Here is a 24,823-nt window from a genome sequence, read left to right as displayed (position 1 = left end):
GCCCTTCCCCGTCATCCGTCCTGCCGCTCGGGAGGCGTCATGCCTGCACTCGCGATCCGCAATGCCTCGTCCAAGGCGGTGCTGCTGCCGACGGTCGTCGTGATGATCGTCTGCTTCTACGGCAGCATTCTCTGGACGATCTACATCTCCTTCACGCGCTCCGGCATGCTGCCGAGCTACTCGCTGCAGGGCGTGGCGCAATATGTGCGCCTTTTCCACACGGCGCGCTGGCATACGGCGTTCGCCAACATGTTCATCTTCGGCGGCCTCTATATCGTCGCGGCCATCGTGCTGGGCACGCTGCTGGCGATCCTGATGGACCAGCAGATCCGGCTGGAAAGCGTGTTCCGGACGATCTTCCTTTACCCGCTGGCGATGTCCTTCATCGTCACGGGACTGGCGTGGCAATGGTTCCTCAACCCGACCATGGGACTGCAGCACTTCGTCCGCAGCCTCGGCTGGGAGAGTTTCACCTTCAACTGGATCGTCGACCGCAACTACGCGATCTACACGCTGGTCTTCGCCGCGATCTGGCACGGCACCGGCCTGATCATGGCGATCATGCTGGCGGGCCTCCGGGGCATCGACAGCGAGATCTGGCGCGCCGTGCGGGTCGAGGGCATTCCCCGGTGGCGGGCCTATCTCCGCATCGTCATCCCGATGCTCCGTCCGCTGATGGTGACATGCGTGGTGCTTCTCGCCATCGACGTGGTGAAGAGCTACGACCTCGTCATCGCCATGACCAAGGGCGGCCCGGGCACTTCGACCGACCTGCCCGCGAAGTTCGTCGTCGACATGAGCTTCGAACGCGCCAATATCGGCCTCGCTTCCGCCGGCGCGGTGATCATGCTGATCGTGGTCCTCGCCGCCGTCGGCCCGTATCTCTATTTCGAGCTCGGGAGGAAGAACCGGTGAGGCAGGTCGCGATCGGCGGTGTGCTGCCGCAAACCTCCGCCGGCGCGAAGGCGCGGGGCCGGGGCCGGGGAAGCCCCGCCGGCAGGATCGGACTTTACCTCTTCCTGACCGTCGCCGCCCTGTTCTTCGCCATTCCGCTGCTGATCGTGGCGGCGACGGCGGTGAAGCCGATGGACGAGATCCGCCAGGGCACGATCTTCGCGTGGCCCCATGCCCCCACTCTGGCGCCCTTCGCCAAGGCGTGGTTCTCCGCCTGCACCGGGCTTTATTGCCAGGGCCTGCATGTCGGCTTTTTGAATTCCGTCAGGATCCTCGTGCCGAGCGTCATCCTCTCCATCTTCGCCGGGGCGATGAACGGCTACGCGCTGTCGCAATGGTCATTCCGGGGCGCGAACCTGATCCTGACCGCGCTGATGCTGGGTGCCTTCATTCCCTACCAGGTGATGCTCTATCCCCTGGTGAAGATCTTCTCCGGCCTCAGCCTCTACGGGACGCTGCCCGGCATCGTGCTGATCCACGTGATCTTCGGCCTGCCGGTGCTGACGCTGATCTTCCGTAACTTCTATGCCGGCATGCCGGAGGAGCTGGTGAAGGCGGCGCGCGTCGATGGTGCCGGCTTCTTCCGTATCTTCTTCCGCATCATGCTGCCGATGTCCAAGAACATGCTGATCGTCGCCTTCATCCTGCAGGTGACGGGTATCTGGAACGACTACCTGCTCGGCCTGATCTTCGCCGGACGGGAGAACCTGCCGATGACCGTTCAGCTCAACAACATCGTCTCCACCACGATGGGCGAGGCGGAATACAACGTCGACATGGCGGCGACACTGCTCACCGCCATCCCCCCACTTCTGGTCTACTTCCTGTCCGGCCGCTACTTCGTGCGCGGCATCGCGTCAGGCGCAGTGAAGGGCTGACCGCATGAGCGCCGGCATTTCCATTCGCCACCTCAACAAATCCTATGGCGCGCTGCATGTGCTGCGCGATATCGACCTGGAGGTCGAGCCGGGCGAGTTCACCGTGCTGCTCGGCCCTTCCGGATGCGGCAAGTCCACCCTGCTCAACACGATCGCCGGACTGGACGAGACCACCGACGGAGAGATCCGCATCGGCGGCACCGACGTCACGGACGAGGAGCCGAGCCGGCGCGGCATCGCCATGGTGTTCCAGTCCTACGCGCTCTACCCGACCATGAGCGTGCGGCAGAACCTGACCTTCGGGCTCAAGGTCAACCACGTGCCGCGCGCGGAGATCGGGCGTCGCGTCGCCTGGGTTGCCGACCTCCTGCAGATCCGCGAGCTGCTCGACCGCAAGCCCGGCCAGCTTTCCGGCGGCCAGCGCCAGCGCGTGGCGATCGGCCGGGCGCTGGTGCGCGAGGCGAAGGTCTTCCTCTTCGACGAGCCGCTCTCCAATCTGGACGCCAAGCTGCGGACGGAGATGCGGGTCGAGATCAAGCGGCTGCACCAGAAACTCGGCTCCACCATCGTCTATGTCACGCACGACCAGATCGAGGCGATGACGCTGGCGACCCGGATCGCCGTCATGCGCGGCGGCGTTGTGCAGCAATATGCCGATCCGCAGACGCTCTACGAGCGGCCGGCGACCCTGTTCGTGGCGGGCTTCGTCGGCTCGCCCGCGATGAACCTCGTTCCCGCGACGCTGTCCACCGCCGGCGGCCTCAAGGCGGTGGTCGGATCGCAATCGCTGCCGCTCGAGGCCTACCCCTTCGCCGAGCGGCTCAGCGACGGCCAACCCATCGTGGTGGGCCTGCGCCCGGAGGACATCTCGCTGGCCGACGAGACCGGCGGCGCGGCGCAGGACGTCGTGGTGGAGGCGGCACTCCGCTTCACCGAGCCGATGGGCGCCGACACGCTCTGCTGGTTCGACTGGGCGGGGCGGACGATCTCCGTGCGCCTGCCGCCGGATCGCGCGCGCGGACTGCCGCATGACGCGCGGCTCCGCTTCGACATCTCCAAGGCTTCCGTCTTTTCCGCCGAGACGGAAAACCGGCTTTGATCCCCCTCATTGTTCAAGAGGCCATCGTCATGAAGGCAAGCGACGTCATTTCCATCCAGCTCTACAGCCTCCGCAATCACGGCGATCTCGTCCGGCAGCTCGATGCCGTGGCGGACGCCGGCTATCGCAATGTCGAGACGATCGGCTCGCACTTCGCCGATGCCGCCGGCACCGCGCGGGAATTGCAGGCGCGCGGGCTCAAGGCCCCATCCGGCCATGTCGGCATGGGGGATCTGCGCGAGCGGCTCGACTGGGTGGTCGATGCCGCCCGGACGATCGGCCTGGAGCAACTCTTCATGCCCGCCTTCGCGGAAGCGGACCGGCAGGGCGACGGCGCGCACTGGAAGCGGCTCGGAGCGGAACTCGGCGAGATCGCCCGCCGCATGGAGGGATCCGGGATCCGCTTCGGCTATCACAATCACCATTGGGAGCTGGCGCCGATGGAGGACGGGAGGCCCGCCCTCGCCCACCTCTTCGAAGGGGCCCCCGGAGCGCCGCTGGCATGGCAGGCGGATGTCGCGTGGCTGGCGCGCGGCGGGGCCGATCCCTCCGAATGGCTGGCGCGGGAAAGCGCGCGCATCATCTCCGTCCACGTGAAGGATATCGCGCCCGCCGGCGAAAAGACGGACGAGGACGGCTGGACGGATGTCGGCTCCGGTACGCTGGACTGGCGGAAGCTCTGGGCAGAGGCGCGCTCCGTCGGCGCGAAATGGATGGTCGTCGAGCACGACAATCCGAAACACCCCGACACGTTCGCCAAGGCGAGCTTCGATTATCTCGCGCGGTTGCCCGTCTGACCTTTCCCTCTCCGACTCCAGGACGCCTCCCATGGAACCCGTGACACTCGGCCTGATCGGCTGCGGCAATATCAGCGACGCCTATCTCACCGGCGCCGCCAATTCCAAACTCGTGCGCTTCAAGGCCTGCGCCGACCTCCGGCCCGAAACGGCCGAGGCGCAGGCGGCCAGATACGGCATCGCGGCCCTCGGCATCGACCAGCTTCTCGCCGACCCCGCGATCGAGATCGTCATCAATCTCACCGTGCCGCTCGCCCATGCCGGCGTCAGCCTGCAGGTGCTGGAAGCGGGCAAGCACGTCTATTCCGAAAAGCCCTTCGCCGCGCTCCTGAAGGACGCCCGCGCCGTGGCCGAGGCGGCTTCCTCCCGCAATCTCCGCGTCGGCAGCGCGCCCGATACCTTCATGGGCGGCGCGCACCAGACCTGCCGGCGACTGATCGACGGCGGGCGCATCGGCCACGTGCTCGCGGGCTCCGCCGCCGTCATCTCGCGCGGCATGGAGAGCTGGCACCCGAACCCGGATTTCTTCTTCAAGCCGGGGGGCGGGCCGATTCTCGATGTCGGCCCCTATTACGTGACAGAGCTGATCAACCTGCTCGGGCCGGTCACCCGCGTGACCTCGGTGGCGACACAGGGCTATCCCAAGCGGACGATCGGCAGCGCCGGGCGACGGGGCGAGGAGATCGCGGTGGAGGTGCCGACCACCGTCAACGGCGTGCTGCAATTCGCCAGCGGCGCAAACGTCTCCCTGACCGCGTCCTGGGACGTGTGGAAGAACCGTCGCATTCCCTTCGAGCTCTACGGTTCGGAAGGCAGCCTCCTCATCCCCGATCCGAACTTCTTCGGCGGCACGCCGGAGGTCACCGACCGCGACGGCGAGTGGCAGCCGGTCGATATCTCCGCCCAACCCTTCGGCACGCCGAACCGATCCTTGGACGACGGCAAGTCAGTCGCGGATTACCGGATGATCGGTGTCTTCGACATGGCGGCGGCGATCCGGGCCGGCCGCCCGCACCGCGCCAACGGCGACCTCGCCCTCCACGCGCTGGAGGTGATGGAAGCCTTCGGGCGCTCCTCGGCGGAGGGGCGGCATATCGCCATCGAAAGCACCTGCGCCCGCCCCGAGCCCGTTCCGGAAGGGACCGGCGAAGAGGTGTTCCTGCAGGGCTGACGAGACCCGGCGTTCAGGTAAATCGCCGGGCACCGGCCACGCAGAGCACGACGAAGCCCGTCACCGCGACCATTGGCCAGGCGACGGGTTCGCCCAGCAGGACGCCCGCGAGGATCAGGCCGAAGAAGGGCTGAAGCAGCTGAAGCTGGCCGACCGCTGCCGTGCCGCCCAGCGCGAGCCCGCGATACCAGAACAGAAAACCGAGCAGCATGCTGAACACCGAGACATAGCCGAGCCCCGCCCAGGCCGGCGCGCGGATCGCGCTCCAGACATGCGGCATTGTCGCCACGCCGATCACGAGCATGACCGGCAGGGCCACGATCAGCGCCCAGGAGATCACCTGCCAGCCGCCGAGGCGGCGGGACAAGGTCGCGCCTTCGGCATAGCCCAGACCGCAAAGAAGGATCGCGGCGACCATCAGCAGGTCGCCAACGAGAGAGCCGCCACCGCTCTGCCGGAGCGCAAAGCCTGCCACCGAAAGCGCACCCAGAACGGAGAAGAACCAGAAGGCCGGCTTGGGCCGCTCCCCGCCGCGCAGCACGGCGAAGAGCGCCGTCGCCAGCGGCAGGAGCCCGATGAAGACGATGGAATGCGCGGAATTCATGTGCTGCAGCGCCAGTCCGGTGAGCAGCGGAAAACCCACGACGACGCCCAGCGCCACCACGGCGAGTGTCGCGAAGTCGCTCGCCGGCGGCCGCTTCTGGCGGAAAAGGACGAGCAGCGCGGCCGCGCGGCACGCCGCGATGATCGCGCGCGCCGATGTGAGGAAAAGCGGCGTGAAGCCGCCAACGGCCACGCGGGTCGCCGGAAGCGAGCCGCTGAAGATAATGACGCCGAGGAGGCCGCTGCCCCAGCCTTCGGTTTTCCGCTGCATGACGAGCTCCGTTCCGGTTCCGCGCTTACCCCGTAAGCGCTGGCCGCGACAGGAACGGTCCCGTACAGTGCCCCCGAACTGTATGGATAATCGGAGCCACACGCTTGGGCGCGATGTCGGAAATGCGGATGCGGGCAGGCCCGCCACGCGCACGGGCGACGTGATGGACGAGATCCGCCGCCGCATGAGCGGCCGCGTCCTGACGCCGGGCGAGAAGCTTCCCTCCATCCGCGGCTTTGCGAAGGCCATGAAGGTTTCGCCCTCCACCGTGGTGGAGGCTTACGACCGGCTGGCGGCGGAGGGGCTGATCCGGTCACGCCCCGGCTCCGGCTTCTATGTCGCGGGAGCCGTGCCGCCGCTGGCGCTGGCGGAGGTCGGGCCGCGCCTCGATCGCGAGATAGACCCGCTCTGGGTGTCGCGCCAATCGCTGGATGCGGCGCCGGGTGTGCTCCGGCCCGGATGCGGCTGGTTGCCGGCGGACTGGATGCCCGAGGGCGCGATCCGCCGGGCGATCCGCAATCTGGCGAAGGCCGAGGACACGCTGCTGGCCGATTACGGCTCCACGCGCGGCTCCCTCGCCCTGCGCGGACTGCTGGCGCGACAGTTCGCGGCCGAGGGGATCGACGCCGGGACCGACCAGATCCTGCTGACCGCATCGGGCACGCAGGCGATCGACCTCCTTTGCCGGTTCCTCCTGCAGCCCGGCGACACCGTGTTGCTGGACGATCCCTGCTACTTCAATTTCCAGGCTCTGCTGCGCGCCCACCGCGTTCGGGTCGTCAGCGTGCCCTACACGCCGACCGGCCCGGATACCGCCCGTTTCGCCGAAGCGCTCGAAGCGCATCGCACGCGCCTCTACATCACCAATTCCGCGATCCACAATCCCACGGGCGCATCGCTCTCGCCGCAGACCGCGCACCGTGTCCTGATCATGGCCGCGGCGCACGATCTCACGATCGTGGAGGACGATATCTTCGCCGATTTCGAACCCGAGCCATCGCCCCGACTGGCGGCCCTCGACGGGCTTTCCCGCGTGATCCGGATCGGCAGCTTCTCCAAGACGCTCTCCGCCTCGATCCGCTGCGGCTATATCGCGGCGCGACCGGACTGGATCGAGGGACTGGTCGACCTGCAGGTGGCGACCAATTTCGGCGGTCCCAGCCCGGTCGCCGCCGAGATCGTGCTCGGCGCCCTCGGGGACGGCAGCTATCGCAAGCATCTCGCCGGCCTGCGCTCGCGGCTGGCTAGGCGTCGGCGCGAGGTGTCGGCACTGCTGGAGCCGCTGGGCATCCGTCCCTGGGTGGAGCCGCGCGGCGGTTATTACCTCTGGTGCCGACTGCCGGAGAGAACGGACGGCGCAGAATTGGCCCGGGCCGCATTGCGGGGCGGCATCGTCCTCGCGCCCGGCAACGTCTTCAGCGTCACCCAGTCCGCGCCGGACCTGATGCGCTTCAACGTCGCCCAGACCGGTGAACCGGTGATCGACGGGCTCAGGCGCTCGCTGCGGGCGGTCGGAGGCGGTGGCTAGGCCGCCCGTCGCTTTCCCCCGCCACCAGTTCCATCGGCCAGATTTCCTGCGGTGGACGATCCGCGCCTCCGCCGCCCTTCAGCCGTTCCAGCATGATCTCGCCGAGCCGCCTCCCAAGGTCATGCAGCGACAGGCGGAAGCAGGTGAGCGGTGGCGACAGGAAGCGGCAATGCGGGCTGTCGCGAAAGCCAATGACGGCGAGGTCGCGCCCCGGCGTCAGTCCGGCCTCATAGAGCCGGCGGTAAAGGCCGATCGCCATGGTTTCGTCGGCAAGGATCACCGCGCCCGGCGGCTCCGGCATCGCGAGCAGACGGTCGCCCAGCCGGTAGCCGCCCTCCTCCGTGCCGTCCTCGCGGATCATCAGCGCGGGATCGAAGGAGAGGCCTTCCGCCTCCAGCGCGCGCCGATAGGCTTCGGCGAAGATGAAGCTGAAGTTGATCCGGCCGCCCGCACTGGAAAAGGCGATCCGTCGGTGGCCGAGCCGCGCCAGCCGCGACACGGATTGCGCGATCACGCCCTCGAAATCGAGATCGACCCACGCATGGGCGCCGCCCGACAGCGACCGCCCCAGCGCGACGAAGGGAACGTTGCGCCCAACCAGATAGTCGATGCGGGAATCCTGCCGCTCGATGGAAGAGATGATGACGCCGTCGGCGATGCGCCGTTCCACCACGCGTCGGAGAAAGGCGTTCTTGTCCATCTCTGACGGGCAGAGCAGCACGAAGAGGTCGAGGCCCGCCTCCATCAATACGGGCTGCAACCCATCCGACACGCTCATGAAGAACGAGTTGCCGAGCGCCGCCACGTCGTGGTCGTTGGGAATCATGAAGGCGACCGCATTGGTCGTGCCCTGCCGCAACGAGCGGCCGGACTGGTTGGGCGCGTACCCCATCGCCGCCGCCGCTTCCAGCACCCGCCGCCGCGTTTCCGGATTGACGTCGGCGCGGTCGTTCAGCGCGCGCGACACCGTCCCGATGGAGATGTCGAGGGCACGCGCGAGATCCCGGATACTCATGGCTTCGTAATCCTGCTTCGCCGTGGGTCGGGCGATTGACATCCTAAAGCTTCGTGATAGCGTCGTAAACGTTTACGGTTCCATCCCAGCCGGGGCGAAGACCCCGGGCGGAACCACGGGAGGATGTATGGCTTTGCGTGCAGCGCTCGTCGGCTGCGGTGCGATGAGTCGCGCCTGGCTGGACGCCGCAAAACAGATCCACGATTTCGAGGTCGTCGCCCTCGTCGATCTTTCGCGGGAGGCCGCGCAGGCGCGTGCCGATCAGTTCGGCCTGACACACGCCGTCATCGGGACCGATCTGGACGCCGTGCTGGCCGAAACGAAACCCGACATCCTCTTCGACGTGGTCGTTCCCGCCGCGCGCCGGAATGTCGTCGAAACCGCATTCCGCCATGGCTGCCACGTGCTTTCGGAAAAGCCGATGGCCGACACGATGGAGAACGCGCGGGCCCTGCTGGCCGCGGCGGACGAGACGCATCGTCTGCATGCCATCATGCAGAACCGCCGCTACATCGACGGCGTGCGCCGCATGCGCGCTTTCCTGGATTCAGGCGCGATCGGCAAGATCACGTCCCTGCACTGCGACTTCTTCCTCGGGCCGCATTTCGGCGGCTTTCGCGAGGAGATGAAACACGTGCTGCTGCTCGACATGGCGATCCACACCTTCGACGCCGGCCGCTACGTCTCCGCCAGGCGACCGCTCGCCGTCTATTGCCACGAGAGCAACCCGTCCAATTCCTGGTACGCGCAAGGCGCCGCTGCTACCGCCATCTTCGAGATGGAGGACCATGTCGTCTTCACCTATCGCGGCTCGTGGTGCGCGGAAGGCCTGCGTACGAGCTGGGAAAGCCAGTGGCGGGTGATCGGCGAGACCGGCACCCTCACCTGGGACGGCGAGGACACCTTCAAGGCGGAGGCGGTTGCCGCAACCGGCGATTTCTTCTCGCAGATGCGGACCGTAGAGGTGCCCCCGCCCCCGCCGGAAATGCGGATCGGCGGCCATGCCGGCGTCATCGCCGATTTCGTGGAGGCGGTGCGCGCAGGCGGCACGCCCGAAACGATCAACCGCGAAAACATCCAGAGCCTGGCCATGGTCTTCGGCGCCATCGAAAGCGCGGAAACCGGCCGGCGCGTCGCAATCGAGATCCCGGAGCAGACATGACCGACATTCCCGCGAACGCGACCGGCGCAGCCGACGCGATCCGCATCGGCACGATGGTGAAGTGCAACATCGCCGACCCCGCAGCCTATGTCCGCGAGATCCTGCCGCACGGCTTTGAAAGCATCGAACCCTTCTTCTGGCAGACGCTGGGCGGCAAGGACATTCCGCGCCTCGCCGGCGAGCTCCGCGAGGCGATCGGGGACGCCGACGTCACGATGTCGACGCTCGGCATGTTCGGCAATCCGCTGGAGGAGACCGATACCGACCGGCAGACGCTGGAAGGCTGGAAGACGCTGATCGACAATGCCCATCTCTTCGGCGCCCATACGATCGCCGGCTTTACCGGGCGCGTTCGCGGCAAGCCGATCGAGGCTTCCCTGCCCCGCTTCCGCGAAGTGTGGAGCGAGCTTTCCAGGCGTGCCGCCGACAAGGGCGTCCGGCTCGCTTTCGAGAATTGCTCCATGGAAGGCAACTGGGCGACGGGCGACTGGAACATCGCCCACAACCCGGATGCCTGGGAGCTGATCTTCAACGAGGTGCCGGAGGATAATCTGGGGCTGGAATGGGAGCCCTGCCACCAGATGGTCTACCTGATCGACCCCATGCCGCAGATCCGCAAATGGGCGCCGAAGTTCTTCCATGTCCATGGCAAGGACGCGACGATCCGCTGGGAGGTGATCCGCGAGCACGGCGTCTTCGGCAAGGTGCCCTTCGTCTTCATGCGGACGCCCGGCTTCGGCGACAGCAACTGGACCGACGTCATCTCCGAGCTCCGCCTCGCCGGCTATACCGGCTCCATCGATATCGAGGGCTGGCACGACCCCGTCTATCGCGACGCGCTGGAGATGACGGGCCAGGTCGCCGGACTGAACTACCTCAAGCGGTGCCGCGGGGGCGCGGAGTTCGTCGCCAACCCCGCCGGAGCCCGAGCCTTAGCCTGAACAACAGCCCGAATGGGAGCCGCCGGGAGGGCTTCCTCCGTCCTCCCGGCACCTTTCACCCGCAGCCAGAAGCGGGATCAAACAAAGCCGAAGCAACGCCTTAGGGAGGCTGCCATGTCGAAGATCAAAGCCGCATTGGGAGCGCTGCTCCTGACCGCATCCACCGGCGCTCCGGCACTTGCCGAGCCGGTGACGCTGCAGTTCTGGACGACCGAGCACGAGGGCCAGCAATCCTACGTGCTGGCGCAGGAATACGACAAGAAGCACGACGACATCACCGTCAACATCAAGCATGTCGATCTTGGCAACATGCTGAACGATCTGACGCGGGCCTATGCGACCGGCAACGCGCCCGATGTCGTGGCCGTCGACAATCCCGACAACGCGATGGTGTCCTCGCGCGGCGTGCTGCTCGACCTCGATCCGCTCATCGCCAAGTCGAGCGTCATCAAGCCGGACGACCTCTTCCCCGGCCCGCGCAATTCCGGCACCTGGAAGGGCAAGATCTACGGCATTTCGCGCGGCTCCAACACGCTGGCGCTCTATTACAACGCCGACATGTTCAAGGCGAAGGGACTGGACCCCGACAAGCCGCCGCGCACCTGGGAGGAGCTTTATCAGGACGCCAAGGCGCTGAACGACCCGGCCAGGAACGTCTACGGCCTTGCCTTCTCCGCCGTCGGCACCGAGGAGGGCACCTTCCAGTTCCTGCCCTTCGTGCAGACCGCCGGCGCCGATTACGATTCCATCGCCAGCGACGGCGCCGTGCGGGCGTTGCAATTCTGGCAGAAGCTCCTCGACGAGAAGCTCGCCTCGCCCGACACGCTGATCCGCTCGCAGTGGGATTCCACCGGCACCTTCAATGCCGGCAACGCCGCCATGGTGATCTCCGGCCCGTGGGAGCTGCCGCGCATGCAGTCGGACGCCAAGTTCGACTTCCGCGTGGCGCTGCTGCCGGTGGAGAAGGACGGATCGCCCCGCGCCTCCGCCCTCGGCGAGTTCAACAACGTCATCATGAAGACGACCAAGCACCCGCAGGAAGCCTTCGGCCTCCTGGAATACGTCTACTCGCAGGCGAACCGGAACTGGAACGAGTTCGGCATGATGTCGGCGGTGAAGACCGCCGTGGTCGCCGATCCGAAATGGCCGGCTGCTTACGCCGTCTTCACCGAGCAGCTGAAATACGCCCGCGCCCGTGGCCCGAACCCCAACTGGCCGAAGATCTCCAAAGCGATCCAGACGGCCATCCAGTCGACGCTGACGCACCAGACCGACGCCAAGACCGCGCTGGAGCAGGCGCAGAAGACCATCAAGCCGCTTCTCACCCAGTGATGTCGCCCCCGTCGCGCCGGGAGCGATCCCGGCGCGACCTTCCCCGGCACCAAAGGCGAAGGATCGCATGACGGCATTTTTCAGAACCTTCCGGGAAGGCAGCGGCTTCGACGCGGTGCTGATCCTTTGCGCGGTCGCCTATCTCCTGGTCTTTTCCGCCTTCCCGCTCGTCTACAACGTGATCATGTCCTTCCAGTCGGTGGACATGTTCTCCATCACCGATTTCAACCGGCCCTGGGTCGGCTGGCAGAACTACATCGACGTCATCAACCGGCCGGAAGCCTGGCTGATCGTCAAGAACACCGCGATCTTCGTCCTGCTCTCCATCGTGTTCCAGCTCGGCCTCGGCTTCGGGCTGGCGCTCCTCTTCCAGCAGGATTTCCCCGCGGCCACCTTTCTGCGCGGCCTCTTCCTCGCCGGCTGGATCATGCCCGGCCTCGTCGTCGGCACTGTGTGGAAATGGATTTTCGCCGGCGATTTCGGCGTCCTGAACTACGTGCTCAACCATCTCGGCATCGTGACGGGCAAGATCTTCTGGCTCTCCGATCCCGCCTATTCGCTCTACGCCGTGATCATCGCCAACATCTGGCTGGGCATTCCCTTCAACATGATCCTGCTGTCCGTCGGTCTGGCCGCCATTCCGCGCGATATCTACGAGGCGGCGGAGCTCGACGGCGCCACCGCCTTCCAGCGCTTCTTCTCGATGACCCTGCCGATGATGCGGGCGACGCTGGGCGCCGTCGTCTCGCTCGGCGTTATCCTGACCCTGCAGCAGTTCGACCTCATCGCCGGCCTGACCAAGGGCGGGCCGGCAAACTCCTCCAACGTCGCGCAATACTGGTCTTGGCAGCTCTCCTTCGAGACCTACGAGATCTCCGCCGGCAGCGTCATCGCCGTCATGATGATCGCGGTCGTGATCGTGGTGGCGACGATCTACGTGCGCTCCACCACGAACGAGCAGTCAGCGTGAGGGTCGCGGCATGAAGCGATACATCCTGCTCGCCGTCGCGCTCGTCAGCGTCGCGGTCTACCTGTTTCCGCTCTACTGGATGTATGTCACGGCGCTGAAATCCGGCACGGAGATCTTCCAGTATCCGCCGACCTTCTGGCCCCCCCACCCGCAGTGGAATTTCCGGCAGGTCTTCCTCCAGCATTCCATGGCGTCGTACCTGTGGAACTCGCTGGTGATCGCGGTCGGCGTCACGGCGATCACGGTGGTGATCGGCACGGGGGCCGCCTACAGCCTCGCCCGCATCCGCAATCGCTGGACCAGCGTCGCGCTCTTCACGGTGCTGATGCTGCAGGTCCTGCCCTCCTCGCTGATGGTGACGCCGCTCTTCGTCGCCTTCAACCAGATGGGCCTGCTGGCCACGCCGCGCCTGGCCGTGACGCTGGCGCAGGCCGCCAAGGTCCTGACGCTCTACATCGTGATCTGTCGCTCCACCTTCCTGCAGGTGCCGCGCGAGTTGGAGGAGGCGGCGCTGGTCGACGGCAATTCGCGCATCGGCGCGTTCTTCCGCATCATCGTGCCGCTGGCGCGAAACGGCATTCTCGTCACCTCCGTGCTGATCTTCCTGCAATCCTTCGGCGAGTTCGTCTATTCCCGCTCGCTGATCTCGGAAAAGAGCCTGCAGACGGCGACCGTCGGCCTGTCGGAATTCGTCGGCCCGCAGATCAACGACTGGAACGGGATCATGACCTATTCCGCCATCTACATCACACCCATCCTGATCGTCTTCGTCCTGCTGCAGCGTCGCATCGTCAGCGGCCTCACCGCCGGCGCACTGAAATAGGGGCGCACCATGAACCAGATCGAAATCGACGACCTCAACAAGCATTACGGCGCCTACCACGCGCTGCGGGACATCAACCTGAAGATCCCGGCCGGTTCCTTCGTGGCGCTGATCGGTCCGTCCGGCTGCGGCAAGTCCACGCTCCTGCGCACCATCGCCGGGCTGGAGAAGTTCACCGGCGGCACGCTCCGCATCGCCGGCGAGGTGATGAATACGCGGCCTCCGCGCGAGCGGGACGTGGCGATGGTGTTCCAGTCCTATGCGCTCTACCCGCACATGGATGTGGAGCGGAACATGACCTATTCGCTGCGGCTGAAGCGGCGACCGCGCGAGGAGATCCTGGAGCGGGCGAAGTCCGCCGCCAACACGCTGGGGCTCACCGCCCTGCTCTCCCGCAAGCCGCGCGAACTCTCCGGCGGCCAGCGCCAGCGCGTCGCCATGGGCCGCGCCATCGTGCGCAATCCCAAGGTTTTCCTGTTCGACGAGCCGCTGTCCAACCTCGATGCCGAGTTGCGGGTCCGCATGCGCGGCGAAATCCGCCGGCTGCACGAACGGCTCGGCGCCACCTCCGTCTATGTCACGCATGACCAGATCGAGGCGATGACCATGGCGGATTACGTCGTGGTGCTGCGCGCCGGGCGCATCGAGCAGCAGGGCGCGCCGCTGGATCTCTACGACCGGCCGGCCAACCGCTTCGTCGCCGGGTTCATCGGCTCGCCGTCGATGAACTTTTTGCCCGCAAGGGTCGCGGAAGACGGCCGCACCGCCATTCTGGGCGAGGCCGACGGGCAGCGGATCGACCTCGGGCGCGAGGTCGAGCCGGGTCGCGAGATCCTTGTCGGCATGCGACCGGAGCATCTCCAGATCCGCCCGGCATCGGACGCGACGGGCCTTCAGGCGACGGTGGAACTTCTGGAATCCACGGGCAGCATGACCTTCATGGAGGCGCGGCTTGCCGGCGCGCCGATCACCGTTTCGCAGGCGGGGCGCATGGCGGCGGCGCGCGGCGAACCCGTCCGGCTGCAGATCGACCCCGAGAACCTGCGCCTGTTCGACCCCGCTACGGAAGCCGCGATCTGACAGCCGGGTACGGCACGCGGCAACGGGCCGACTACACGGACAAGAGCACGCTGACGGTGCATCTCGGCCCGAGCGCCGACCTCGCGGCGCGCGTGCAGGGCTGAACCGCTCTTACGCGCTGCTGCTGGAAGAAGGCGGCTTGGCGCGGCTGGTCAAGGCGCGGGACGCCGAGCGCACGGTGCTGGCGGAAGCCGCCTGCCCCTGGGATTTCGATCGCCACGACATTCAGCGGCGTATCGTTGAAGAACTGCCAGAGCCCGAAAGCACGTCCCCGCTTGACGGCGCCGAGATCGTGGAGGCCCGGCTCCGCCAGCAAGGTCACGAGGCTCTCCTGCGCTTGTTCTGGCGTGAAGCCCGTGCCGGCCGCGATGCCGCCCTTCCTGGCCACATAGGCGCCGCCCGTCGCGATCTACACGGCCGTATCGCGCGCGCGAACGTATTCCACCTCCGCAAGCTGCATCGAGCCCGCCAGCCATCGAGCGGAACGGCGTCAGCATCGCCGAGGCCGCATTCCTGGCCGGCTATTCCAGCCCTGCCAATTTCTCCACCGCCTTCCGCAAGGCTTTCGGCCTGTCGCCGGGAGCCAGCCGCCACCCCGGTTGCCACCCCAGCCACCAAGGCCGCGAATAGCGACGGGCACAGCCGCCGCTTCAGGCGCGGGACCCCTGCCGGCTGAACTGCATCGCCAGTTCGCGGTCGAGCCGCCAGTCCGGCGTGCCGTAACCCGTCCAGGCGCTGGATTCCCGGTCGTCGAAATAGACCGCCATGCGCAGCAGCGGAAACTGGCGGGCGCCGGTGGCGATGCTGTCCAGCCACGCCCTGCGGTAGTCCGAACCGCCGGCGACGCCGAGCTCGGCGATCACCAGCGGCTTGCCGAAACGGACGACGCGGCGATATTTCGCCGAGAGCGCCGCCGGGAAATCCTGTGCGCTACCGGTATTGTCCATGTCGGCCGCTTCCAGCCCGAAGACCGACAGGCCCACCAGATCCACGTCTCCCGCGCCCGGATAATAGCGCGCCAGACCGCTTTCGCCCTTCGGCGACCAGACGAAACGGAGATGCGGCACGAGCGCCCGGCAAGCCCGGACGACATAGCGATAGGCCGCGATGAAACCCGCAGGGTCCTGCTGGGCCCAGGGATACCGGCCGTCCGGATCCTCCATCTCATGGCCCCAACGCAGCAACACCTCCTCCTCGCCCTCGCCGGGCAGGGTCGCGCAAAGGGCGCTGATCTCGGCGTCGTACCGTCCGGCGGTGATGTCGGCGAACAGCGTCTCGCGTTCCGCCTCGCTATCCCGCTTCCTGGGCCACGGTTCCACCGTCAGCAGTAGCTGGCGCCCGAGGCTGCGCGCATAATGCCGCTCCTCCGGCACCGTCGAAACGTCGTTCCAGGCGATGAAGGCATGATGGACGGACAGGCCGCTCATGCCCGCCAGCCGCCGTTCCGGATCGTAGGCTCCGAGCCGCAGGGGGACGGCGCCCTGCGCGGCGGCGGCCGCGGCGGTGACCTCGCCGCGCAGCCTTGCCGCGACGCCTGCGCCGCCGGCCGCCAGAACCAGCCCTGCCGCGGAAAAGAAGTGCCGTCGTGTCAGCCGTGGCATGTTTCCTCCGCTGCGGGAGACGCAGGCATGCCGGATGCCTCGCGCATCCGACAATATCCGGTCGGGCGCGAGCGCGCGTCAATCCATCGAGGCACGGACGTCCCGAAGCGCGGCCGATCGCAACTGGCGCGCACGGGCAAGATCCATGATGGGGCCGTTCATGGCATCGGCCTCGCAGAGCAGCAGGGATCGCAGCGAGCAGGCCGGGGCGTCGTTCTCCCCGTTCGCATCTGCCAAGGCCAAGGCCGCGGCCACGGCCACCGGAGGGCTTACGGGCAGCCCGGGGCCGGAGGGCGGAACCTCCAGGGCGGTGACGGGAGCATCGGCCCCGCTGAGCGGCATGGCGAAGGGCAGGAGAGCGGCGAAGACGGGGACCCCTACGCCTTCAAAGGCCGGCGGGCACCGGTCGGGCGAACGGTCGGCCCCACGGAAATAGCCTTCCGCCGCGTCCCGATCGGGCAGCGCCTGCAGCCGGCCATGTGTCCGGTCGTAGACGAGCAGCGTCGGGGAATAGGGATATCGGTAAGCCGTTCTGTAGAGGGAGCTACCCAGCGCATCGTCGCCGATCGACAGACGCGAACTCGCGATGTCGGCGCGGATCGTCGGGTCGCCGTAGGTGAGTTGCAGCGCGCTGGCGAGGTCCCAAGGCGATTCGAATACCGGCGCGGGCCCGCTGTAGCGGCACGGCCCGTCGAGAATGAGGACGGCGCCGCGGGGCAGGCTCGGCACGTCGTCGCGGATATCGGCGAGGATAGCCCGCTGACGCTCGGCGGCATCGACCCAGAAGGAGCCGATCACCGTGTTCATCAGGGCACCGCTGCCGGCGAAGATCCCCACGAGCGCCGCAAAGACCAGACCCGCCAGACGGGAGCCCGGGCGGTCCGTCACCGCTGCCGTGACGATCCAGCCGGCGAGCCCGCCCGATCCGGCGAGCACCGCCGCCGTGCCGATGACGGAGACCATGAAGACGCGGTTGCCGATGCCGGCCAGCGTGAACTGAATGTCGGGCGCAAGCAGGAAAACGGCACAGCCGAGGGCCGAGACAAGGAGGCCGAGGCCCACCAGCAGCAGCATCTGCGAAGGCCTGAGCGGCGCCTGCCGACGGGCGGCGAAGCCGAGCCAGACCGCCACCGCCGCGCCGATGGTCACGGCCAGCGCGAGTTCCCTCCAGTCGCCGAATTCCCGCCAGATGCGCCAGGCCGTGAGCGGCAGCGCCACTCCGTAGTCGACATAGGCGGTGCCGAGGAAGCGCCGCACGTTCAGTCCGAAATCCGCCTCGCCGCCTCCGCTCGCCGTCGCCTGCCGGGCATTGGCGAGCAGATGGCCCAGAAGGGCCGAAGCGCCGCCGGAGAGGCCGCCCCGCTGGTTCATGGCCGACTTGAACGCGAAGATCGCGCCGACGATCAGGAAATTGCGCGCGAAGACATAGACCGAGCGCAGCGTGCTGACCCGGCAGGCCGCGATCACCAGCCGGTCGCGACCGAAGCTCACGGTGCTCCAGGGACGGTGCGGCGGACCGGAAAAAAGGTTGAAGGCGAGCATCGCCGCCGGACCCGCCAGAAACAGCGGCAGCGCGATCTCGTAGGCCAGCCCGCTGCAAAGGAGGGCCCCGATGCTGGCGATCTCACCCGTCCAGAAGCGAAGCCGGCCCGCATCCCGCCCGACCTGCACGGACCGGAGGTCGAGATGCATGCTCACCAGCAAAAAGAGCAGGCTCAAGGGGATCTGGAAGGCGGCGATCCAGAACCGGTCGGTCGAGGCATGCGGCAGCAGCAGGAACAGGAGCGAAATCGCCACTGCCGGCAGTCGCGGCACCCGCAACTGGCGGAGCACGACGAGCAGCATGCAGGCCGTCGCGCAGAGGACCGCGAGATTGACGAGGTGATAGCCGAAGGCATGGAAGCCGAAGAGCCTGTAGAGCAGCACGAGGTTCAGGATCTGGATCGGTCGGATGGAAACGATGCCGCCCCAGAAATTCCGGAACATGCCCAGCGGCGACTGGTCTGGCGCGAAGGCGAGCGCGGACAGGAAGGAATAATCGTCGGAGGTGAAGCCGAGGCTGCCGATGTAGAGAATGGAGGACAGGGCGATCACGCCGCAGATCATCGCGAGATCTCCGCGATTCCCGATCTTTCCGCTTGCTGGCATGCTGGATTTTCCTGTCCGAAGAACCGGTGGTGTGCGGGCAGCAGCCGGAGACCGGCGGCTGCGGGTTCGTGGCGAGGGGCAAGGCCGCCGGAGCAGCCCTCCCAGGGGCCTTCAGACGGTCAGCGCGAGGGAGTGGCCGTTCGCCTGCCGGCCCGTCGCGGAAGCGTCGTCCTCATCGTCGGAGGGCGGCATCCCGAAATGGGTCGCGCTGCGGTCGATCATCGCCGGCCCGTCGGCCGCCACCACCTGCGGGCGCGGCCGCTTCGGCGCCGAACCGATGCCGCTGACGAAGAAGCCGTGGCGGAGCAGCTGCTCCTCTGGATAGGCGTTGCGGAGATCGACGAAGACGACGCCCGCCATGGCCTCGCGCAGCAGCGCCAGATCGAGCGAGCAGAGCGCCTGCCATTCCGTCATCAGCACCACCGCGTCGGCGCCGGCGGCGCATCGGTATGGATCGGCAAAGAAGGCGACGTCCTCCAGGTGCTGGCGGGCCTGCTCCATGCCGGCGGGATCGTGCGCGTGGATGCGGGCGCCGCCCCGCTGCAAAGCGTCGATCAGCGAGAGCGACGGCGCCTCGCGCATGTCGTCCGTGTCGGGCTTGAAGGTGAGGCCGAGCACGGCGACCGTCAGCCCTTCCACCGATCCGCCCAGCGCCTCGATCACCTTGCGCGCCATCGCCCGCTTGCGCGCATCGTTGACGGAGACCGTATCCTCCACCAGCCGCAGCGAGACGCCGTAATCCTGCGCCGTGCGCAACAGCGCCAGCGTGTCCTTGGGGAAGCACGAGCCGCCATAGCCGGGACCGGCCTGCAGGAACCGGGCGCCGATCCGGCTGTCGAGGCCGACGCCGTCCGCCACGTCCGCGATGTCGGCGTGCACGCTTTCGCAGAGATCGGCGATCTCGTTGATGAAGGTGATCTTCATCGCGAGGAACGCATTCGCCGTGTACTTGATGAGCTCCGAGGTTCGCCGCCCCGTCATCAGGACCGGTGCGCCGCGCTCCGCAAGCGGGCGGTAGAGCTCGGCCATGACGGCGCGGGCGCGGGAATCCTCGGTGCCGACCACGACGCGGTCCGGCTCCATGAAATCGCCGATCGCCGCGCCCTCGCGCAGGAATTCCGGATTGGAGACGACGGCGACCCGCGCTTCCGGCCGGTGGCGCCGGATGATGCGCTCGATGGCGTCGCCGGTGCCGACCGGCACGGTCGATTTCGTCACGATCACGGTATAACCCGCCACCGCCTCGGCGATCTCGCGCGCCGCGCCATAGACGTATGAGAGATCCGCCCGCCCGTCGGAATGGCGCGCCGGCGTGCCCACGGCGATGAGGACGACCTCGGCATCCCGCACGGCGGGGGCGAGGTCGGTGGAGAAGGAAAGCCGCCCGACCTGGACATTCGCCCGCACCATCTCGTCGAGGCCGGGCTCGTAGATCGGCACACGACCGCCAAGCAGCGAGGCGACCCTGGCCGGATCCTTGTCGAGGCAGACCACCTCGTGTCCCATTTCGGCGAAGCAGGCGCCCGACACCAGCCCCACATATCCCGCACCGATCACTGCAACGCGCATGCTCCAACTCCTCTCGATTGGCTTTGGGGAAGTCTCAATGGCTCGCCAGCGCGAGATCGCGGCGCATCAGGTTGTTGATCTCGTCATCGGCCCGGCCGGGATTGGTCTTGAAGGGATACCAGCGGCCGAGGGAATCCCGCTCTTCCTGCATCATCCGGCCGATCTTCCGGTGGGAATGGCAGGTGGTCTCGCTGCGCTGTCCGCCCTTGAAGAACCAGACGGCGCGGAAGCAGATCTGCCCGGTGCTCGTGGGGAACCAGGCACCCCGCGCCGACGTCCAGGCCGTGTTGCCCTTGAAGGCCCGCGCCGTGAAGGTGCCATCGGCGGCGAGGATGCCCACCCCGTCCGGCCAGACCCATTGCCGGCCGCTGAACATGGCGCGGATTTCCACCGGCGAGGGCTGCCGCCCGCTCGGTATCTGGGGTTTCCCGGCGGCCGAGGCCGCGAGGGAGCCGAAAGCAGCGGCGCCCATCAGGATTGCCGCGACTGCGCGATTGATCGGCATCATCTCAGATACTCCCGTTCCGGAAAGGTCCTGAACATCGCCCGCGCCAGCCAATCGTGGCCGGGAATGCGGGCAGCGACCGCCGCCGAGCCGGCAAGCACGGCGCGGAGCCCCTCGCCGCCTTCGCGCGGCACGCCGATCGCCGGCACGGCCAGCATCACCGCGAGCAGGCCGGTGCGCAGCAGCGCGCCTTGCGGCGAGGGAAAGAGCCAGCCCGCCAGCGACCGGAGGCGACCGTTCCAGCTCTCCCGGAGATGACCGATCAGGATCGTCAGCGTGAGCAGCGCGTAGAGCAGGCAGTTCATCAGCGCGAAGAGGATGAAGCCCGTCGCCGTGTGCCGCGGCCCGAGCAGCAGCACCGGCAACCCGGAGCCGAGCGACAGCAGCGCATAGGGCAGGATCACCCGGACCGGCAGCGGCGAGACCCCGTCGTTCCCCTTGGGCGTGACGCGGAACTCCACCGTCTTGCCCATCCACCAGTCGCGGCAGGCGGCGACGACGCCCATCAGCGACCAGGGCCAGCGGGCGAAGAGGAACAAGGTCGCCTCCCAGCTCACCAGTTTGCTGTCGCCGGGCCGGGTGCCGCCGAGCTGCCGGAGCCGGATCACGAAGGCCAGGAGGAAGGCGGTGGCGAGCCCGAAGCGGACGGCGAATTCGGGATAAGTGACGCCCACCATGTTGACGTCGAAGACGAGCGCGGCCAGCGGCACCAGGTACATGGCCGGCATCATCAGCGAGAACAGCGGATACCAGATCTGGCAGAACAGGAATTGCAGCTTCAGCCGCCACGGCAGCCGCGCCAGCAGGCCCGGCGTATATTGCAGCAGGATCATCATCAGGCTGCGAGACCACTGGAATTCCTGCGTCGCCATGTCGGCGAAGGTGCGCGGACCGTCGCCATGCGCGATGGCGTCGATCGCGTGGACGCCGCGCCAGCCTCCGGCATTCATGAAGAGGCTGGTGGAATGGTCTTCCGCCAGTTCCGGGCCGAGGCCGCCAATTTCCTTCAGCGCCGCCGTGCGCACCGCGTAGTGCGAGCCGAAGCAGAGCGGCGCGAGCCCGTTGGTGTAGCCCGCCTGCAGGGCGCCGTGCAGCGCGCCTTCCGCATAGAGCCGCGCCCGGGCAGACCAGCTCTCCCCGGCATTGCGGTCGCAGATGCTGGGCGCGGACACGTAGCCGATACGCGGATCGGCGAAGGGCCGAAGCATCTCCTCCAGATAAGTCCCGGCGGGCACGTGGTCGGCATCGAGCTGGGCCACGAAGTCGTATCGATCGTAGCCGAAGCGATCGTAGAAGAAGGCGAGGTTGCCTTCCTTGCAGCGGGTGCGCCGCGGCCATGTCGCGCGGTGATAGTCGGCGCGGCCCTTGCGCGTGGAAATCGCGACGCCTTTGGCCTCGCACCAGGCGATCGCTTCCGGCGTCGGATCCTCGTCGGCCAGCCAGGTGTCGTGCGCATAGGTCTGCCGGAGCATCGCCTCGAGCGTTTCCCGCACGATTGCGAAGGGCTCCGACGGCGCCTTGGTCACCACCATGGCGACGCGCTGGCCCGGACGCACGGGCACGGCGGCGGACGGCACCTGCGCCCTGAGCGCGATGAAGACGAAATAGGCGGGGATGACGGAGAGCCAGCCGAGGATCAGGCTGTTGGCCACCATCCGCCCGGTGCCGATCACATGCTCCGGCCGGAACCACCAGGCCCAGAAGAAGACGAGCGAAGCGATCCAGGCGGCGGCGAGCACCCACATTTCCACGGCCTGCAGCGGCGTGAACATGGACCGCAGCACCGGCGACGGGCGCTGGCGCCCCCCCGTGACGATCCCGGCATCGCCGATACCGGCATCCGCAGGCATCGCTCCGGCACCGGTCTCCATGAGGGAGAAGGAAGCCCCCTTCCCGGCCTGAAGCTCGCTCATGCCCTGACCTCCAGCCCGAAGAAGGGCGCGGCGGTGCGCACGATGGTGTCGATGTCGGAGAACCGGGCGGAGAAGCCGAGCCGCTCGCGGGCAAGATCGGGATCGGCCAGGAGCGCCGGCGGGTCGCCGGGACGGCGCGGCTCCATCATCACCGGCACGGACCGCGCGGTGATCCGCGACACGGCCTGCAGGATCTCGCGGATGGAGATGCCCCGCCCGGCGCCCAGATTGACGGTCAGGTTGTCGCCGCCGGCAAGGAGGTGGCGGGCCGCCAGGAAATGCGCCTCGGCGAGATCGCTGACATGGATGTAGTCGCGCACGCAGGTGCCGTCGGCGGTGGCATAGTCGTCGCCGAAGACGGAAAGGTGCGGCACCGAGCCCGCCGCCGCCATCAGCGCCCGCGGGATCAGATGCGTTTCCGGATCGTGCTTTTCGCCGATCTCGCCATCAGGATCCGCCCCGCAGGCGTTGAAATAGCGCAGCGCCACGTAGCGCAGCCCGTAGGCAGCCGCGTAATCGCCCAGCATGTGCTCGGCCATCAGCTTGCTGCGGCCGTAGGGATTGATCGGCCGCTGCGGCGTGTCCTCGCGGATCGGCAACGCGGCGGGGATGCCGTAGGTGGCGCAGGAGGAGGAGAAGATGATCCGCCCGAGCCCGGAGCGGCGGCAACAATCCAAAAGCTCCAGCGTACCCGCGACGTTGTTGCGGTAGTACTTGGCGGGATCGGTGACGGATTCGCCCACATAGGCGGACGCCGCGAAGTGAACCAGCGCCACCGGCTCGTAGCGGACGATGGCGCGGCAGAGCCGGTTGCCGTCGGCGATGTCGCCCTCCACCAGCGGGCCCCAGCGTACCGCGTCGCGGTTGCCGGTGACGAGATTGTCGTAAGTGACGGGCTCATAGCCCTGCCGGGCCAGGAGCTTGCAGGTATGGCTGCCGATATAGCCGGCCCCTCCGGTCACGAGGATGCGCCCGCCGCTCATGCCATCGCCCTCGCATGAGCGCGGCGATAGGGGGTCGCAGCGGTCGCGGTCTCGCGCAGCAGGGCGTCGAAATAGCTGATCGTCATGCGCAGCCCGTCGGCGAGCTGCACCCTGGGCTTCCAGCCGAGCGCCGCGTCCGCCCGGGAGATATCGGGCCGGCGCTGGCGCGGATCGTCGGTCGGCAGTGGCCGGAACACGACGCGGGACGGGGAATTCACGAGGTCGACCACGAGGCTCGCGAGTTCGAGCATCGTGAACTCGCCGGGATTGCCGATATTGACAGGCCCGGTCACCTCCGGCCCCGAGTTCATCAGGCGAACGAAGCCGTCGATCAGATCGTGGACGAAGCAGAAGGATCGCGTCTGCGAGCCGTCGCCATAGATGGTGATGTCCTCGCCCTTCAGCGCCTGGACGATGAAGTTCGACACGACCCGCCCGTCTTCCGGGTGCATGCCGGGACCGTAGGTGTTGAAGATGCGGACGATCTTGATGCGGACGTCGTGGCGGCGGGCATAGTCGAAAAACAGCGTTTCCGCGCAGCGCTTGCCTTCGTCGTAGCAGGAGCGCGGGCCGATCGGGTTGACGTGGCCCCAGTAGCTTTCCGGCTGCGGATGCATGTGCGGGTCGCCGTAGACCTCCGAGGTGGATGCCTGGAACACCTTGGCGCCGGTGGTTCGCGCCAGCTCCAGCACGTTCAGCGCGCCCAGCACGCTGGTCTTCAGGGTGTGGATCGGGTCGGCCTGGTAATGCGGCGGCGAGGCCGGACAGGCGAGATTGTAGATCTCGTCGGCTTCGACCGAGAACGGCTCGGCCACGTCGTGCCGGATCAACTCGAAGCGCGGATGGCCGGAAAGCTGGCGGAGATTGCGCTCCTGCCCCGTCTGGAAGTTGTCGAGGCAGATCACCTCATGCCCTTCGCCGATCAGGCGCTCGCAGAGGTGGGAGCCGAGAAAGCCGGCCCCGCCCGTCACCAGGATGCGGCGGGTTCCGAAAACCCCGGCCGGCCCGGGTCCACCGGGAAGGACAGCCGCTCTCTCAATATTCGCGTGCAGCACCGTGCATCCTCCGCGTCTTGCAAGACAGACCGCCACGCGCCCCGGCGGGGGTTGCGGAAGCGGACCGGTTGTTCGGAGATCCAGGATCGTCCCGGGCCGGAATTGTCCGAGGTCGGGCCGCCCGGCGGGAGCCGGATGCGGCTGGATCTGACGGCTGGGTGGCACTCCCGGAGGGTGCGATCAGCCGACCGAAGCGAGGATCGCGGCGATGCGGGAAGTTCTCAATTCAGCGTTAGTTAGTTGGAGATCTAACCAAAGTTAGGTGAACGCGTGAATTCGCTCCGGCGGGATGCAAGTCCCTAACCCGACGCGCAAGAACTTACGCCGAAGGTTGATGGCCGGCAGAGGTAAGTTGGTCGAGCGCCGGAAAGATGATCCCCTCTGTTTAAGGTGATGCACCTTTGTACCCACTAGGACCAGAAACT

General features: G+C 67.3%; 23 protein-coding genes. 13 read left to right on the top strand and 10 right to left on the bottom strand.

From position 1 onward, the window contains the following. Positions 1–39 precede the first annotated feature (39 nt). Genes BMY25_RS10775 through BMY25_RS10755 form a run of 5 tightly spaced genes read left to right on the top strand, consistent with a single transcriptional unit; the run spans position 40 to position 4,899 of the window. Complete coding sequence (locus tag BMY25_RS10775) at positions 40–915, top strand: carbohydrate ABC transporter permease (protein WP_092496650.1); 876 nt, start codon at positions 40–42, stop codon at positions 913–915. Beyond that, the gene (locus BMY25_RS10770) at positions 912–1,832 is read left to right on the top strand and encodes a carbohydrate ABC transporter permease (protein WP_428976955.1); all 921 of its coding nucleotides are present in this window, start codon (positions 912–914) and stop codon (positions 1,830–1,832) included. The genes BMY25_RS10775 and BMY25_RS10770 overlap by 4 nt, the downstream gene beginning before the upstream one ends. 4 nt (positions 1,833–1,836) lie before the next feature. Then, positions 1,837–2,931 (top strand): ABC transporter ATP-binding protein, encoded by a 1,095-nt coding sequence (locus BMY25_RS10765; RefSeq protein ID WP_092496649.1) that lies wholly within the window; start codon positions 1,837–1,839, stop codon positions 2,929–2,931. 29 nt (positions 2,932–2,960) lie between these two features. Beyond that, positions 2,961–3,728 (top strand): sugar phosphate isomerase/epimerase family protein, encoded by a 768-nt coding sequence (locus tag BMY25_RS10760; RefSeq protein ID WP_092496648.1) that lies wholly within the window; start codon positions 2,961–2,963, stop codon positions 3,726–3,728. Between the two features lie 31 nt (positions 3,729–3,759). Continuing rightward, the gene (locus BMY25_RS10755) at positions 3,760–4,899 is read left to right on the top strand and encodes a Gfo/Idh/MocA family protein (protein ID WP_092496647.1); all 1,140 of its coding nucleotides are present in this window, start codon (positions 3,760–3,762) and stop codon (positions 4,897–4,899) included. 13 nt (positions 4,900–4,912) lie between these two features. Here the strand turns inward: BMY25_RS10755 and BMY25_RS10750 are convergent, their stop codons facing one another. Next, positions 4,913–5,773, bottom strand: a complete 861-nt coding sequence (locus BMY25_RS10750; protein WP_092496646.1) for a DMT family transporter — start codon at positions 5,771–5,773, stop codon at positions 4,913–4,915. A gap of 163 nt (positions 5,774–5,936) precedes the next feature. On the opposite strand from BMY25_RS10750, the gene BMY25_RS10745 reads away from it, so the two are divergent. Further along, positions 5,937–7,301 carry an aminotransferase-like domain-containing protein gene (locus tag BMY25_RS10745; protein ID WP_092496645.1) on the top strand — a complete coding sequence of 455 codons (1,365 nt, stop codon included), beginning with the start codon at positions 5,937–5,939 and terminating at the stop codon, positions 7,299–7,301. On the opposite strand, the gene BMY25_RS10740 is transcribed toward BMY25_RS10745, so the two are convergent. Further along, the gene (locus tag BMY25_RS10740) at positions 7,264–8,316 is read right to left on the bottom strand and encodes a LacI family DNA-binding transcriptional regulator (RefSeq protein ID WP_092496769.1); all 1,053 of its coding nucleotides are present in this window, start codon (positions 8,314–8,316) and stop codon (positions 7,264–7,266) included. The genes BMY25_RS10745 and BMY25_RS10740 overlap by 38 nt on opposite strands. A 127-nt stretch (positions 8,317–8,443) precedes the next feature. Here BMY25_RS10740 and BMY25_RS10735 point away from each other — a divergent pair, with 127 nt between their 5' ends. The 6 genes from BMY25_RS10735 (at position 8,444) to BMY25_RS10710 (ending at position 14,624) form a co-directional block, all read left to right on the top strand. Further along, positions 8,444–9,478, top strand: a complete 1,035-nt coding sequence (locus BMY25_RS10735; RefSeq protein WP_092496644.1) for a Gfo/Idh/MocA family protein — start codon at positions 8,444–8,446, stop codon at positions 9,476–9,478. Further along, positions 9,475–10,419 carry a sugar phosphate isomerase/epimerase family protein gene (locus BMY25_RS10730; RefSeq protein ID WP_092496643.1) on the top strand — a complete coding sequence of 315 codons (945 nt, stop codon included), beginning with the start codon at positions 9,475–9,477 and terminating at the stop codon, positions 10,417–10,419. Before BMY25_RS10735 ends, BMY25_RS10730 begins: the two co-directional genes overlap by 4 nt. Positions 10,420–10,533: 114 nt before the next feature. Next, positions 10,534–11,751, top strand: coding sequence for an ABC transporter substrate-binding protein (locus tag BMY25_RS10725; RefSeq protein WP_092496642.1), 1,218 nt, complete (start codon positions 10,534–10,536; stop codon positions 11,749–11,751). A 67-nt stretch (positions 11,752–11,818) separates the two neighbouring features. Next, on the top strand, positions 11,819–12,721 hold the full coding sequence (locus tag BMY25_RS10720; RefSeq protein WP_092496641.1) for a carbohydrate ABC transporter permease: 903 nt from the start codon (positions 11,819–11,821) through the stop codon (positions 12,719–12,721). A gap of 10 nt (positions 12,722–12,731) precedes the next feature. Continuing rightward, complete coding sequence (locus BMY25_RS10715) at positions 12,732–13,544, top strand: carbohydrate ABC transporter permease (protein ID WP_092496640.1); 813 nt, start codon at positions 12,732–12,734, stop codon at positions 13,542–13,544. Positions 13,545–13,553: 9 nt separating this feature from the next. Then, the gene (locus BMY25_RS10710; protein WP_092496639.1) at positions 13,554–14,624 is read left to right on the top strand and encodes an ABC transporter ATP-binding protein; all 1,071 of its coding nucleotides are present in this window, start codon (positions 13,554–13,556) and stop codon (positions 14,622–14,624) included. A gap of 31 nt (positions 14,625–14,655) precedes the next feature. Here BMY25_RS10710 and BMY25_RS10705 read toward each other — a convergent pair whose 3' ends face one another. Further along, positions 14,656–15,012, bottom strand: a complete 357-nt coding sequence (locus tag BMY25_RS10705; protein ID WP_092496638.1) for a hypothetical protein — start codon at positions 15,010–15,012, stop codon at positions 14,656–14,658. A gap of 50 nt (positions 15,013–15,062) precedes the next feature. Here BMY25_RS10705 and BMY25_RS21450 point away from each other — a divergent pair, with 50 nt between their 5' ends. After that, positions 15,063–15,254: a helix-turn-helix domain-containing protein gene (locus BMY25_RS21450; protein WP_092496768.1), complete on the top strand. Its 192-nt coding sequence runs from the start codon at positions 15,063–15,065 to the stop codon at positions 15,252–15,254. A 20-nt stretch (positions 15,255–15,274) separates the two neighbouring features. Here the strand turns inward: BMY25_RS21450 and BMY25_RS10695 are convergent, their stop codons facing one another. From BMY25_RS10695 to BMY25_RS10665, 7 genes are all read right to left on the bottom strand, one after another. Next, positions 15,275–16,225 carry a glycoside hydrolase family 26 protein gene (locus BMY25_RS10695; RefSeq protein WP_092496637.1) on the bottom strand — a complete coding sequence of 317 codons (951 nt, stop codon included), beginning with the start codon at positions 16,223–16,225 and terminating at the stop codon, positions 15,275–15,277. Between the two features lie 78 nt (positions 16,226–16,303). After that, a complete protein-coding gene (locus BMY25_RS10690; protein WP_143061942.1) occupies positions 16,304–18,373 on the bottom strand; it encodes a hypothetical protein in 2,070 nt (689 codons plus the stop codon). 111 nt (positions 18,374–18,484) lie between these two features. Then, on the bottom strand, positions 18,485–19,942 hold the full coding sequence (locus tag BMY25_RS10685) for a UDP-glucose dehydrogenase family protein (protein WP_092496635.1): 1,458 nt from the start codon (positions 19,940–19,942) through the stop codon (positions 18,485–18,487). A 34-nt stretch (positions 19,943–19,976) separates the two neighbouring features. After that, a complete protein-coding gene (locus BMY25_RS10680; protein ID WP_092496634.1) occupies positions 19,977–20,450 on the bottom strand; it encodes a DUF995 domain-containing protein in 474 nt (157 codons plus the stop codon). Further along, positions 20,447–22,297, bottom strand: a complete 1,851-nt coding sequence (locus BMY25_RS10675) for a glycosyltransferase family 2 protein (RefSeq protein ID WP_092496767.1) — start codon at positions 22,295–22,297, stop codon at positions 20,447–20,449. The genes BMY25_RS10680 and BMY25_RS10675 overlap by 4 nt, the downstream gene beginning before the upstream one ends. Positions 22,298–22,356: 59 nt before the next feature. Then, the gene (galE, locus tag BMY25_RS10670) at positions 22,357–23,343 is read right to left on the bottom strand and encodes a UDP-glucose 4-epimerase GalE (RefSeq protein ID WP_092496633.1); all 987 of its coding nucleotides are present in this window, start codon (positions 23,341–23,343) and stop codon (positions 22,357–22,359) included. Then, positions 23,340–24,383, bottom strand: coding sequence for a UDP-glucuronic acid decarboxylase family protein (locus BMY25_RS10665; protein ID WP_238858285.1), 1,044 nt, complete (start codon positions 24,381–24,383; stop codon positions 23,340–23,342). Before BMY25_RS10665 ends, galE begins: the two co-directional genes overlap by 4 nt. Positions 24,384–24,823: the final 440 nt, after the last annotated feature.

This window comes from Faunimonas pinastri, assembly GCF_900110915.1.
GTDB classification, from domain to species: Bacteria; Pseudomonadota; Alphaproteobacteria; order Rhizobiales; family Afifellaceae; genus Faunimonas; species Faunimonas pinastri.
The sequence above is the reverse complement of the archived record's forward strand: the minus strand, read 5'-3'. Positions and strand labels throughout refer to the sequence as shown.